This window comes from Streptomyces sp. NPDC001606, assembly GCF_053596835.1.
Genome location: NZ_JBSFHC010000018.1, coordinates 134,161 through 146,461 on the forward strand (window position 1 = coordinate 134,161; position 12,301 = coordinate 146,461).

12 protein-coding genes are annotated in these 12,301 nt (G+C 71.2%); 7 read left to right on the forward strand and 5 right to left on the reverse strand.

The window, feature by feature from the left end; translation table 11 throughout:
* Positions 1-55: 55 nt before the first annotated feature.
* A complete protein-coding gene (locus tag ACWCV9_RS28395) occupies positions 56-1,561 on the reverse strand; it encodes an oligopeptide:H+ symporter (protein WP_450790736.1) in 1,506 nt (501 codons plus the stop codon).
* 507 nt (positions 1,562-2,068) lie between these two features.
* On the opposite strand from ACWCV9_RS28395, the gene ACWCV9_RS28400 reads away from it, so the two are divergent.
* Together ACWCV9_RS28400 and ACWCV9_RS28405 are read left to right on the forward strand one after the other, a co-directional pair.
* The gene (locus tag ACWCV9_RS28400; RefSeq protein WP_020940464.1) at positions 2,069-2,746 is read left to right on the forward strand and encodes a response regulator transcription factor; all 678 of its coding nucleotides are present in this window, start codon (positions 2,069-2,071) and stop codon (positions 2,744-2,746) included.
* A 76-nt stretch (positions 2,747-2,822) separates the two neighbouring features.
* Positions 2,823-4,094 (forward strand): ATP-binding protein, encoded by a 1,272-nt coding sequence (locus ACWCV9_RS28405; protein ID WP_450790738.1) that lies wholly within the window; start codon positions 2,823-2,825, stop codon positions 4,092-4,094.
* A 9-nt stretch (positions 4,095-4,103) separates the two neighbouring features.
* Here ACWCV9_RS28405 and ACWCV9_RS28410 read toward each other — a convergent pair whose 3' ends face one another.
* Positions 4,104-4,604, reverse strand: coding sequence for a GtrA family protein (locus tag ACWCV9_RS28410; protein ID WP_450790740.1), 501 nt, complete (start codon positions 4,602-4,604; stop codon positions 4,104-4,106).
* A gap of 171 nt (positions 4,605-4,775) precedes the next feature.
* Here ACWCV9_RS28410 and ACWCV9_RS28415 point away from each other — a divergent pair, with 171 nt between their 5' ends.
* Genes ACWCV9_RS28415 through ACWCV9_RS28425 form a run of 3 tightly spaced genes read left to right on the forward strand, consistent with a single transcriptional unit; the run spans position 4,776 to position 7,629 of the window.
* On the forward strand, positions 4,776-5,915 hold the full coding sequence (locus ACWCV9_RS28415) for a 5-(carboxyamino)imidazole ribonucleotide synthase (RefSeq protein ID WP_385844851.1): 1,140 nt from the start codon (positions 4,776-4,778) through the stop codon (positions 5,913-5,915).
* A complete protein-coding gene (gene purE, locus ACWCV9_RS28420) occupies positions 5,912-6,436 on the forward strand; it encodes a 5-(carboxyamino)imidazole ribonucleotide mutase (protein WP_450790742.1) in 525 nt (174 codons plus the stop codon). The genes ACWCV9_RS28415 and purE overlap by 4 nt, the downstream gene beginning before the upstream one ends.
* A gap of 5 nt (positions 6,437-6,441) precedes the next feature.
* Positions 6,442-7,629 (forward strand): dipeptidase, encoded by a 1,188-nt coding sequence (locus tag ACWCV9_RS28425; protein WP_450790744.1) that lies wholly within the window; start codon positions 6,442-6,444, stop codon positions 7,627-7,629.
* On the opposite strand, the gene ACWCV9_RS28430 is transcribed toward ACWCV9_RS28425, so the two are convergent.
* Complete coding sequence (locus ACWCV9_RS28430) at positions 7,569-8,726, reverse strand: alkene reductase (protein WP_450790746.1); 1,158 nt, start codon at positions 8,724-8,726, stop codon at positions 7,569-7,571. The genes ACWCV9_RS28425 and ACWCV9_RS28430 overlap by 61 nt on opposite strands.
* 62 nt (positions 8,727-8,788) lie before the next feature.
* Between ACWCV9_RS28430 and ACWCV9_RS28435 the strand changes: the two genes are divergently transcribed.
* Both ACWCV9_RS28435 and ACWCV9_RS28440 read left to right on the forward strand, forming a co-directional pair.
* Positions 8,789-9,148: a MerR family transcriptional regulator gene (locus tag ACWCV9_RS28435; protein ID WP_450790748.1), complete on the forward strand. Its 360-nt coding sequence runs from the start codon at positions 8,789-8,791 to the stop codon at positions 9,146-9,148.
* 129 nt (positions 9,149-9,277) lie between these two features.
* The gene (locus ACWCV9_RS28440; protein WP_450790750.1) at positions 9,278-10,405 is read left to right on the forward strand and encodes a dipeptidase; all 1,128 of its coding nucleotides are present in this window, start codon (positions 9,278-9,280) and stop codon (positions 10,403-10,405) included.
* Between the two features lie 4 nt (positions 10,406-10,409).
* Here ACWCV9_RS28440 and ACWCV9_RS28445 read toward each other — a convergent pair whose 3' ends face one another.
* Positions 10,410-10,769, reverse strand: a complete 360-nt coding sequence (locus ACWCV9_RS28445) for a VOC family protein (protein WP_450790751.1) — start codon at positions 10,767-10,769, stop codon at positions 10,410-10,412.
* Between the two features lie 99 nt (positions 10,770-10,868).
* Positions 10,869-12,212 (reverse strand): UDP-glucose dehydrogenase family protein, encoded by a 1,344-nt coding sequence (locus tag ACWCV9_RS28450; protein ID WP_450790753.1) that lies wholly within the window; start codon positions 12,210-12,212, stop codon positions 10,869-10,871.
* Positions 12,213-12,301: the final 89 nt, after the last annotated feature.

Genomic DNA, 12,301 nt, shown 5'->3' on the forward strand with positions numbered 1-12,301 from the left:
ACAGAGGGCCCTCGCATCCCCAAGGATGCGAGGGCCCTCCGCCGAGTCCGAGCGACTAGCGAACGTCGCCCATCAGCTTGTTCACCTTGCTCCGGTACATCCACACCGCGCCACCGGCGATCACGGCGAGCACGGCCTCCAGGGCGACGAAGCCCATCTTGTCGAGGTTGACCCCGCCGATCGCCGGGTTCGACATCAGCGCGGTGATCGAGTCACCTGCGGTGACCGCGAGGAACCAGACGCCCATCATCTGCGAGGCGTACTTCTTCGGCGCCATCTTCGTCGTCACGGACAGACCCACCGGCGACAGCGTCAGCTCACCCACGGTCTGCACGAAGTAGATCGCGACCAGCCACATCGCCGCGGCCTTGTGACCGCCCTCGGCGATGTTCAGCGGGGCGAGGAAGAGGAAGAAGGACGCGCCGATCAGCACCAGGCCGGAGGCGAACTTCACGATGGTGCTCGGCTCCTGGCCGCGCCGGTTCAGCCACAGCCACAGCCAGGCGAAGACCGGGGCGAGGGCCATGATCATGACCGGGTTGACCGACTGGTACCAGGAGACCGGGAAGTTCCAGCCGAGGACCGAGTTCTTGGCCGAGCTGCTGGCGAACAGCGACAGGGTCGAACCACCCTGGTCGTAGATCATCCAGAACACGGCGGCGGCCACGAAGAACCAGATGTACGCCGACACCTTGGAGCGCTCGGCGGCGTCCAGGTCCTTGTCCCGGCGGATGCGGGCGATGACCAGGATCGGCACGATCAGACCGATGAGGGTGAGCGGGATCAGCGCCCAGTTCAGGGTGAAGTGACCGGTGCCGCCGACGACGCCGTAGAACACCGCGGCGATCGCGAGCCAGATCAGGCCCTTGCGCAGGGTGGCCGACTTCTCGTCGGCGGTCAGCGGGGTCGGGACCTCGCTGCTCTTCGGGTTCAGGTGACGGCCGCCGAGCAGGTACTGGGCCAGACCCAGCGCCATGCCGAGCGCGGCCAGCGCGAAGCCCAGGTGCCAGTTGACGTTCTCACCGACGGTGCCGATGACCAGCGGCGCGGCGAAGGCGCCCAGGTTGATGCCGATGTAGAAGAGGGTGAAGCCACCGTCACGGCGCGGGTCGTCCGCACCCTTGTAGAGGTGGCCGACCATCGTGGAGATGTTGGCCTTCAGCAGACCCGAACCGATGGCGACCAGACCCAGGCCGACGAAGAAGCTCGCGGCGACGGGCAGCGCCAGGCACAGGTGGCCGAGCATGATGATCAGACCCGAGACGGCGACCGTCTTGCGGGGACCGAGTACACGGTCGGCGAACCAGCCGCCGGGCAGCGCGAGCAGGTACACGAGCGACACGTACACGGAGTAGATCGCGGTCGCCGTGCCCGCGGTCAGGTGCAGGCCGCTCGGGGCCACCAGGTACAGCGGGAGCAGGGCCCTCATGCCGTAGTAGGAGAAACGCTCCCACATCTCGGTCATGAAGAGGGTGGCCAGGCCGCGGGGGTGGCCGAAGAAGGTCTTCTCGGTGACGGGGGTGCCCGTGCGGACCGAGTCCTTCGTCAGGCTGGACGCCATGGTCGTTCCTTGCTGGTCGGGACGCGCTGCTGGAGCGTTGCGCGCCCGGTGGGGGAGTGGCCGGCACCGGCGAGGTCGGTCGTCCGCCCCCAACGCCCGAGGGAGTCCGCCGCCGGATTACGGCAACGGTGGACGGCGACCACCGGGATCCACGCCCCGCCGCGCATCGATGCGCCGCGGAGCCCGGCCAGTAGGTCATTCCTTTCAAGGCCGACCAGAAATGATCTTGATCGGCCCGCACACAAAGAGGACCTTCAGCGTCGGATTTCCGCCAAAGGTCCCCGGTGTACTACAGGCGTTCAGGTCACCATACGGCAGGACAGTGCCGGATATGGAAGGACTTGAGACGCGGATCACAGGTGTCACGGGAACCGCGCTACGGAATTCGAAGGTCTCTCCTACGATCCCATCCCCAGGACAATGGTCCGTACCACCAGGTCGGGAAGGTAAGAACACCGGAATCCGATCACACCCCAGGACGCCCGGCGGGCGGACTACCATCACCCCATGACCCGTGTACTGCTCGCCGAGGACGACGCGTCCATCTCGGAGCCGCTGGCCCGCGCCCTGCGCCGGGAAGGGTACGAGGTGGAGGTGCGCGAGGACGGCCCCACCGCACTCGACGCCGGAATGCAGGGCGGCGTCGATCTGGTCGTACTCGACCTGGGCCTGCCCGGCATGGACGGCCTGGAGGTCGCTCGCCGGCTGCGCGCCGACGGCCACACCGTGCCGATCCTCATCCTGACCGCGCGCGCCGACGAGGTGGACACCGTCGTCGGCCTGGACGCGGGCGCCGACGACTACGTCACCAAGCCCTTCCGGCTGGCCGAACTGCTCGCCCGGGTGCGGGCGCTGCTCAGGCGCGGTGCCGCCGAGCCGCAGCAGCCGCCGGCCACCCACGGGGTGCGGATCGACGTGGAGTCCCACCGGGCCTGGATGGGCGACGAGGAGCTCCAGCTCACCGCCAAGGAGTTCGACCTGCTGCGGGTGCTGGTGCGCGACGCCGGCCGGGTGGTGACCCGGGACCAGCTGATGCGCGAGGTGTGGGACACCACCTGGTGGTCGTCCACCAAGACCCTCGACATGCACATCTCCTGGCTGCGCAAGAAGCTCGGCGACGACGCGGCCAACCCGCGTTACATCGCCACGGTGCGCGGAGTCGGCTTCCGCTTCGAGAAGAGCTGAGTCCGGGAAGAGCCGAGTTCGGGAAGAGCCGAGCAGCCCCGCGCGGGGGCCCCGCGATCACCCCAGGTAACGGAACATGCGTCGACGTCTCATCCAGTCCACCCTCGCCGTCGTCCTCGTGGTGATCGCCGTGTTCGGCATCTCCCTGGTGATCGTCGAGACCCGGACCATCGGCAACAGCGCCCAGGAGCGGGTGGACTCCGAGGCGGTGCGGCTGGCCAGCATCGTGGACAGCCGGATCCTCGCCTCCGAGAACGTCAACGCGAACGTGCTGCGCAACCCGGTCAGCAAGGACCAGTACGCGGTGATCCGGATGCCCGGCAAGCCACCGATCGAGATCGGCAGCAAGCCGCAGGGCGATGTCATCAGCGCCACGCAGACGGGCGAGGAGGGCGAACGGGTCACCGTGCAGGAGCCGCGCTCCTCGGTGACCCGCGAGGTCGGCCGGACCCTGCTGATCATCGCGCTGGTGGCGCTGCTCGCGGTGGTCGCCGCGGTGCTGCTCGCGGTCCGCCAGGCCAACCGGCTGGCCTCCCCGCTGACCGACCTCGCCGAGACGGCGGAGCGGCTCGGCTCCGGCGACCCCCGGCCCCGGCACAAGCGGTACGGCGTGCCGGAGCTGGACCGGGTCGCCGATGTGCTGGACTCCTCCGCCGAGCGGATCGCGCGCATGCTGACCGCCGAGCGGCGGCTCGCCGCCGACGCCTCCCACCAGCTGCGCACCCCGCTGACCGCGCTGTCGATGCGGCTGGAGGAGATCACCCTCACCGACGATCCGGAGACGGTGAAGGAAGAGGCCAACGTCGCGCTGACCCAGGTGGAGCGGCTCACGGACGTGGTCGAGCGACTGCTGACCAACTCCCGCGACCCGCGCACCGGCTCCGCCGTCACCTTCGACCTGGACGAGGTCATCCAGCAGCAGCTGGCCGAGTGGCGGCCCGCCTACCGCAGCGCCGGCCGGGCCATCGTCAGCTCCGGCAAGCGCCATCTGAAGGCCGTCGGCACGCCGGGAGCGGTCGCCCAGGTGCTGGCCGCCCTGATCGAGAACTCGCTGATGCACGGCGGTGGCACGGTCGCGCTGCGCACCCGGGTCACCGGCAACCAGGCGGTGGTCGAGGTGACCGACGAGGGACCGGGTGTTCCGGCCGACCTCGGGGCGCGGATCTTCGAGCGGACCATCAGCGGACGCAACTCGACGGGCATCGGCCTGGCCGTCGCCCGCGACCTCGCGGAAGCCGACGGCGGCCGCCTGGAGCTGCTCCAGGCACAGCCGCCGGTCTTCGGTCTCTTCCTCTCCCGCACCCCACCGGCCCGCAAGACGGACGAAGCCCGCCCGACGGTCCGCTGAGCAGGTCCCTTACGGGATCCGCTCGGACTTGGGTTCCGGCTGGGGGTGGGGCGGCTGGGCCGCCAGGATCGACTCCGCCTCCTGGGCGGGCAGCGCGCGGAACACCCAGGTGCGGTAGGACCAGAAGCGGAACAGGGTCGCGATGCCGATGCCGAGGAACTTGAAGACGTTGCTCTGCAACGGGCTGTCCCAGCCGAAGCCGTACGTCGCCAGGTAGAGCACGCCGTTCTCGATCACCAGCCCGATCACGCTGAAGAACAGGAACAGGGTGAGTTCCTTGGTCCGGCCGCTCTTCTCGCGGTCCCGGTACGTCCAGTACCGGAAGCCGACGTAGTTGAAGACGATCGCGACGACCGTGGCGATGATGCTGGCCCGCACCACCGGCAGGTCGGAGAGGTGCCGGACCAGGTTGAACACGCCGAGATTGACCAGGACGCCGGCGCCGCCGACGGCGCCGAACTTGACCACCTCGCGTACGAGCCGTTGCAGCCCCGAGGAACGAGGTTCCATGGCTGTGCAGCTCCCGTCGGTAGGTTTCGTCAACCCCGCCATGCTATCCAGGCGGACCGGCCGATGCCCGCGGACCGGGCCAGGGCTCGGGAAGAGGGTGGGAAGCCGCGGGTAAGAGGCGGTGAGAGGGACGCGATCCGGCCGCACCGGCGCGGCCGATACGCTAGGGGTGTGACGTTCCCGGTAGTCGGCATGGTCGGCGGGGGGCAGCTCGCGCGTATGACGCACGAAGCGGGCATCCCGTTGGGCATCAGGTTCAAGCTTCTCAGTGACACCCCTCAGGATTCCGCGGCGCAGGTCGTCAGTGATGTCGTCATCGGCGACTATCGCGACCTGGACACGCTGCGCGCGTTCGCGCGGGGCTGCGATGTGATCACCTTCGATCACGAACATGTACCCACCGAGCACCTCAGGGCCCTGGAGGCGGACGGCATCCCCGTGCGCCCCGGGCCCGACGCGCTGGTGCACGCCCAGGACAAGGGCGTGATGCGGGCGAAGCTCGACTCGATCGGCATCCCGTGCCCACGGCACCGGATCGTCGAGGATCCGGAGGATGTCGCCCGGTTCGCGGCGGAGGGCGACGGCTTCCCCGTGGTCCTCAAGACCGTCCGCGGCGGCTACGACGGCAAGGGTGTGTGGGTCGTGGACTCCGTCGAGGAGGCCGCCGACCCGTTCCGGGCCGGGGTGCCGGTCCTCGCCGAGGAGAAGGTCGACTACGTCCGCGAGCTGGCCGCCAACGTCGTACGCTCCCCGCACGGCCAGGCCGTCGCCTACCCGGTGGTGGAGTCCCAGCAGGTCGACGGCGTCTGCGACACGGTCATCGCGCCCGCGCCCGGTCTCGACGAGGCGCTGGCGCTGAAGGCCGAGCGGATGGCCCTGACCATCGCCAAGGAGCTGGGCGTCGTCGGCCATCTCGCGGTGGAGCTGTTCCAGACCCGCGACGGCCGCATCCTCGTCAACGAGCTGGCGATGCGCCCGCACAACTCGGGCCACTGGACCCAGGACGGCGCGATCACCAGCCAGTTCGCCAACCATGTGCGGGCCGTGCTGGACCTGCCGCTCGGCGACCCGCGCCCGCGTGCCCGGTGGACGGTCATGGCCAACGTCCTCGGCGGCGACTTCCCGGACATGTACTCCGCGTACTTGCACTGCATGGCCCGCGACCCCAAGCTCAAGATCCATATGTACGGCAAGGACGTGAAGCCCGGCCGCAAGGTCGGTCACGTGAACACCTACGGCGACGACCTGGACGACGTGCTGGAGCGCGCCCGTCACGCTGCCGGCTACCTGAGAGGGACGATCACCGAATGAGCCCGGTCGTAGGCATTGTCATGGGGTCGGACTCCGACTGGCCCGTCATGGAGGCCGCCGCCAAGGCACTCGACGAGTTCGAGATCGCCTACGAGGTCGACGTCGTCTCCGCGCACCGGATGCCGCGCGAGATGATCACGTACGGCGAGCAGGCCGCCGACCGCGGCCTGAAGGTGATCATCGCCGGGGCGGGCGGCGCCGCCCACCTGCCCGGCATGCTCGCCTCGGTCACCCCGCTGCCGGTCATCGGCGTCCCGGTGCCGCTGAAGTACCTGGACGGCATGGACTCCCTGCTGTCGATCGTGCAGATGCCGGCCGGTGTCCCGGTCGCCACGGTCTCCGTCGCCGGTGCCCGCAACGCCGGTCTGCTCGCGGCCCGGATGCTGGCCGCGCACGACGAGGACCTGCTGCACAAGATGCGCGACTTCCAGCAGGACCTCAACGACCAGGCCACCGAGAAGGGCAAGCGGCTGCGCTCCAAGGTCGAGGGCGCGGGCAGCGGCTTCGGCTTCGGGAAGTGACCGCCGTGGCAGCTCTGGACCAGGCCCGGGCCCTGCTGCGCGAGTTCCCGGTGGTCGACGGCCACAACGACCTGCCGTGGGCCCTGCGCGAGCACGCCGGGTACGACCTCGACGCGCTCGACATCGCCGGGCACCAGCACGAGCGCCTGCACACCGACCTGCCCCGGCTGCGCGAGGGCGGGGTCGGTGCGCAGTACTGGTCGGTGTACGTGCCCGCGGAGCAGTCCGAGCCGGTCGCGGCCACCCTGGAGCAGATCGACTGCGTCCGGCAGCTGCTGGCCCGCTACGCGCAGGACCTGGCGCCCGCGCTGACCGCCGCGGACATGGAGTCGGCGCGGAAGGAGGGCCGTATCGCCTCCCTCATGGGGGCCGAGGGCGGCCACTCCATCGCCAACTCGCTCGGCACCCTGCGCGGCCTGTACGCGCTCGGGGTGCGCTACATGACGCTCACCCACAACTCCAACGTGGACTGGGCGGACTCGGCGACCGACGAGCCGGGCGTGGGCGGCCTGTCCGGCTTCGGCCGCGAGGTGGTCCGGGAGATGAACCGGCTCGGCATGCTGGTCGACCTCTCGCACGTGGCGGCGACGACGATGCGCGACGCGCTGGACACGTCACAGGCTCCGGTGATCTTCTCCCACTCCTCCGCCCGCGCGGTCTGCGACCACCCCCGCAACGTCCCGGACGACGTGCTGGAGCGGCTGCCCGCCAACGGCGGCATGGCGATGGTGACCTTCGTACCGAAGTTCGTGCTCCAGGCGGCCGTGGAGTGGACGGCCGCGGCCGACGACAACCTGCGCGCCCACGGCTTCCACCACCTGGACACCAGCCCGGAGGCGATGCGGCTGCACCGCGCCTTCGAGGAGCGCGTGCCGCGCCCGGTGGCCACGGTGTCGACGATCGCGGACCATCTGGACCACATGCGCGAGGTGGCCGGCATCGACCACCTGGGCATCGGCGGCGACTACGACGGCACGGCCTTCACCCCGGACGGCCTGAACGACGTCTCCGGCTACCCCAACCTCCTCGCCGAACTCCTCGACCGGGGCTGGTCCAAGGCCGACCTGGCCAAGCTGACCTGGCAGAACGCGGTCCGGGTGCTGGGCGCGGCCGAGGACGTCGCCCGTGGTCTTCAGGCCACGCGGGCGCCCTCCAACGCCACCATCGCGGCGCTGGACGGCAGCCCCGCCTGACCGGGCAGGGCCGGGTAGTCGTTGTACCCCTCGGCCCCGCCCACGTACATGAAGTACCGGTCCCGGACCGGGTTGAGCGGGGCGCCGAGCCGCAGCCGGTCGACCAGGTCCGGGTTGGCGAGGAACGGCCGGCCGAGGGCCACCAGGTCGGCGCCGGCCGCCCGCATCTCCCGCGCGGCCCGGGCGACGGCCCCTGCGGACAGGTCGGTCAGGTCCGGGTTGCCGATCAGCACGCCGGGCCAGTCGGCGCGGATCCGCCGGTACCAGGCCGTGGCCGGGTCCGAGCGGACCAGGTGCAGATAGGCGAGGTCCAGCCCCCGCAGCCGGTCCAGGAGCGCGGCGTAGAGGCCCTCGGTGTCCTCCTCCCGCACCCCGTTGACGGTGCTCGCGGGGGAGATGCGGATGCCCACCCGGTCCGCGCCGATCGCCTCGGCCACCGCCTCGGTCACCTCCGCCGCGAACCGCACCCGCCGCTGCACCGGGCCGCCGTAGCCGTCGTGCCGGCGGTTGGTGTTGTCCGCGAGGAACTGGTGCAGCAGCATGCCGTTGGCCGAGTGCACCTCGACCCCCTCGAAGCCCGCGTCACGAGCCCGGCGGGCGGCGGCCGCGAAGTCGGCGACCGTGGCGCGGATGTCGTCCGCGGTCATCTCCCGGGGCACGACGGCCGGCCGGTGCCCGTCCGGCGTGAAGATCGTCTCCGGCAGCGGGACGGGGGAGGGCGCCACCGGGGTGAGACCGCTGGTCGCCGGATGGCCGACCCGGCCGCCGTGCTGGAGCTGGAGGAACATGCGCCCGCCGGCCGCCCGCACCGCGTCGGTGACCCGCCGCCAGCCCGCCACGTGCCGGTCGGTGTGGAGGGCGGTGATGTTGGGGTACGTCTGCCCGACCGCGTTCGGTGTCGAGCCCTCGGCGACGATCAGCCCGGCCGAGGCGCGCTGGGCGTAGTGCGTGACCATCAGGTCGGTCGGGGTGCCGTCGGCCTCCGCGCGGTTGCGCGTGAGGGGGGCCATCACCAGGCGGTTGGAAAGTTCCAGCGCGCCGAGGCGGGCCGGGGCCAGGAGGTCCGTGGAGTCCGTGGAGTGCGTTGTCTGCGGCATGGCCGCACGGTAGAACTTGACACTGATGTCAGATTCAAGTCCTCGGGCGTGGAGGTGACGGCATGCGCATCGGTGAACTGGCCCGGCGCACCGGCGTGAGCGAGCGGTCGCTGCGCTACTACGAGACCCAGGGCCTGCTCGCCAGCGAGCGCACCCCCGGCGGCCACCGCGACTACCCGGAGCGGGCCGTCGACCGGGTCATCCGCATCCAGGAGCTGTACGCGGCGGGCCTGCACAGCGACAGGATCCGCCGGCTGCTGCCCTGCATGCGCGACGAGGACGGCGGCCCCTCGGCGATCGCCACCCCGCGCCTGGTCGAGGAACTCACCGCCGAACGCGACCGCATCGACCGCATGATCGCCGACCTCCGGCGCTCCCGGGACACCCTGGACGAGGTCATCCGCACGGCCCGCAGATCCTGACCGCAGTACCCCCGAACGCCCCACTCATCAGGAACATCCCCTCGGCTCCATGCGACCGTGGGCGGTACGCCAGCCACCTACGCCGTAGCTCACGACCGACGTAGCCCCACGACGACGTACGGAGCCCCCATGGCCGACCTCCAGGACGACATCCCCTCCACGACCGAGGTCGGCGAGGACGACGGCCTGCCGGACGACCCCTTCCCGCCGGGGCCGGCCGGCTCGGCCGAGGCCCTGGACCGGGCGCACGCCCTCCTCGCCGCCCACCCGGTCGCCGACGGCTACAGCGGCCTGCCCTGGGCCCTGCGCCATCTGCCCTGGTACGACCTGGAGCTGGGCGAGGCCGCCATCGACACGGATGTGCCGCGGATGCGCGAGGGCCATGTCGGCGCGCTGTTCTGGTCGCTGCACCTGCCCGCCGAGCCCGGCGAGCCCGACAGCGCCGGAGGCGGCGAGCGCGCGACGGCCGCCACCCTGGAACAGCTGGACCTGGTCCGTTCGGTGATCGAGGCCCACCCGGAGGGGCTGCGCCTGGTGCGCACCGCCGGCCAGGTCATCGACGCCCGCAACTGCGGCCGGGTCGCCGTGGTGCTGGGCCCGGCGGACGGCACCGCCCTCGGCGACTCCCTCGGCATCCTGCGCATCCTGCACGCCCTCGGCCTCAGGGTGCTCACCCTCGCGGGCACGGCCTGGGCGGGCCAGGCGGGCCTGACCCGGTTCGGCGAGGAGGTCGTCCGGGAGATGAACCGGCTCGGCGTGCTCGCCGATGTCTCCGGCGCCTCGCACGCCACCGCCGAGCGGACCGTGGCGCTGTCCAAGACACCGGTGCTGTGCACCCGCTCCGCCGCCCGGGTGCTGCGCCCGCACCCCGCCAACCTGCCCGACGACCTGCTCACCGCGCTGGGCGCGGCCAAGGGCCTGTGCATGGTGCCGCTGACCGCCGAGCAGACCGGCCCGACCGTCCAGGACGTCGCCGACCACCTCGACCACGTCCGGGACGTGGCCGGTCCGGAGTGCGTCGGCCTGTCCGGCACCTATGACTCCGGCGCCGTGCACCCGCGCGACCTCGCCGACGCCTCCCGCTACCCCCATCTGATCGCCGAGCTGCTCCGGCGCGGCTGGTCCGAGACCGAGCTGTCCCTGCTGACCTGGGGAAACGTTCAGCGGGTGCTGCGCAGCGCGGACTTCATGGCCCGCGCCGCACAGGACCGCAGAGAGCCCTCGACGGCGAAGATCACCGAGCTGGACCAGTCCTGAGCCTTCAGGAGGTGCACAGGCAGAAGGGGTGCCCCACCGGGTCCGCGTACACCCGGAAGGTGCGCTCGCGGTCCGCGGTGTCCAGCGGGCGCGCCCCCAGCTCCAGCACCGCCTTCTCGGCCGCGTCCAGGTCCGGCGCCACCAGATCCAGGTGGAACTGCTGGTCGCCGTCCGGTCCGGGCCAGCGCGGCGGCACGTACTCCGGAGCCTCCTGGAACGCCAGCGTCGGCCCTCCCGGCACCTTCAGCTCCACCCAGTCCCCCTGACCCTCGGGGGTGCCGCCCAGGACGGCGGCGTAGAAGCCGGCCAGCGCCCGTGGATCGGGACAGTCCAGCACGACGACACCGAATGTGGCGAGAGCCATGACTACCTCCTCGTGTTGCGTGGACGTGGTGCAGAATGCGGAACGACGCCGGTTCGGCCGACTGAGCCTCGGCCGAAACGGCGTCACCCTGCCGTGCGGTCAGGCGGTGGGACGGCCCATCGCCCGGTAGGTCCAGCCGGCCCGTCGCCACAGCTCCGGGTCGAGGGTGTTGCGCCCGTCCAGGATCAGCCGGTCCGCCGCGACCTCGCCGAGCGCCGCCGGGTCCAGCTCGCGGAACTCGCGCCACTCGGTGAGGTGGAGCACGACGTCCGCGCCGCGCACCGCGTCCAGCGCCGATTCGGCGTAGCCGAGGGTCGGGAAGACCCGGCGGGCGTTGGTCATGCCCTTGGGGTCGTACACGGTCACCTGGCCGCCCTGGAGATGGATCTGCCCGGCCACGTTGAGCGCGGGCGAGTCCCGGACGTCGTCCGAGTCGGGCTTGAAGGTGGCGCCGAGCACCGCGACCCGCTTGCCGAGGAAGGAGCCGCCGCCCAGCGCCTCCCGGGCCATCTCCACCATCTGGCCGCGCCGGCGCATGTTGATGGAGTCGATCTCGCGCAGGAAGGTCAGCGCCTGGTCCGCGCCCAGCTCGCCCGCCCGCGCCATGAACGCCCGGATGTCCTTCGGCAGACAGCCGCCGCCGAAGCCGATCCCGGCGCGCAGGAACTTGGCGCCGATCCGGTCGTCGTGCCCGATGGCCTCCGCCAGCCGGGCCACGTCACCGCCGGCGGCCTCGCACACCTCCGCCATCGCGTTGATGAAGGAGATCTTGGTGGCGAGGAAGGAGTTCGCGGCGGTCTTCACCAGCTCGGCGGTCGGGAAGTCGGTGACGACGAACGGCGTGCCCTCGCCGACCGGCGTCGCGTACACCTCGCGCAACAGCTTCTCGGCCCGCTCGCTGCGCACGCCCACCACGATCCGGTCCGGGTGCAGCGTGTCCTGCACGGCGAAGCCCTCGCGCAGGAACTCCGGGTTCCAGGCCAGCTCGGCGTCGCCGCCGGCCGGGGCGTGCTCGGCGAGGTAGGCGGCCAGCCGGTCCGCGGAGCCGACCGGCACGGTCGACTTGCCGACCACCAGGGCGGGGCCGTGCAGATGCGGGGCGAGGGAGGCGATCGCGGAGTCGACGTAACTCATGTCACACGCGTACTCGCCGTGCTTCTGCGGGGTGTTCACGCACACGAAGTGCACATCACCGAAGGCGCCGACCTCGGCCCAGTCAGTGGTGAACCGCAGCCGCCCCGACGAGCCCTCGATCCCCGCCACATGCCTGCGGAGCAGCTCGTCCAGCCCCGGCTCGAACATCGGGGTCTCGCCGCGCTCCAGCAGAGCGATCTTCTCCGGTACGACATCCAGCCCCAGCACCTCGAACCCCAGTTCGGCCATGGCCGCGGCGTGCGTGGCGCCGAGATAGCCGGTGCCGATCACGGTGATCTTCAGGCTCATGGGTGCTCCAGAACGGGTACGTCGGTGATGCGGAGCCCGAGCATAGTCGGGCCGCCCACCGGGCAATTTCCCCGCTGTCACCAAGCTCA

Coding starts and splice junctions, on each gene's coding strand:
- ACWCV9_RS28395 (WP_450790736.1), bottom strand. CDS start 1,561: ATGGCGTCCAGCCTGACGAAGGACTCGGTCCGCACGGGCACCCCCGTC.
- ACWCV9_RS28400 (WP_020940464.1), top strand. CDS start 2,069: ATGACCCGTGTACTGCTCGCCGAGGACGACGCGTCCATCTCGGAGCCG.
- ACWCV9_RS28405 (WP_450790738.1), top strand. CDS start 2,823: ATGCGTCGACGTCTCATCCAGTCCACCCTCGCCGTCGTCCTCGTGGTG.
- ACWCV9_RS28410 (WP_450790740.1), bottom strand. CDS start 4,604: ATGGAACCTCGTTCCTCGGGGCTGCAACGGCTCGTACGCGAGGTGGTC.
- purE (WP_450790742.1), top strand. CDS start 5,912: ATGAGCCCGGTCGTAGGCATTGTCATGGGGTCGGACTCCGACTGGCCC.
- ACWCV9_RS28430 (WP_450790746.1), bottom strand. CDS start 8,726: ATGCCGCAGACAACGCACTCCACGGACTCCACGGACCTCCTGGCCCCG.
- ACWCV9_RS28435 (WP_450790748.1), top strand. CDS start 8,789: ATGCGCATCGGTGAACTGGCCCGGCGCACCGGCGTGAGCGAGCGGTCG.
- ACWCV9_RS28440 (WP_450790750.1), top strand. CDS start 9,278: ATGGCCGACCTCCAGGACGACATCCCCTCCACGACCGAGGTCGGCGAG.
- ACWCV9_RS28445 (WP_450790751.1), bottom strand. CDS start 10,769: ATGGCTCTCGCCACATTCGGTGTCGTCGTGCTGGACTGTCCCGATCCA.
- ACWCV9_RS28450 (WP_450790753.1), bottom strand. CDS start 12,212: ATGAGCCTGAAGATCACCGTGATCGGCACCGGCTATCTCGGCGCCACG.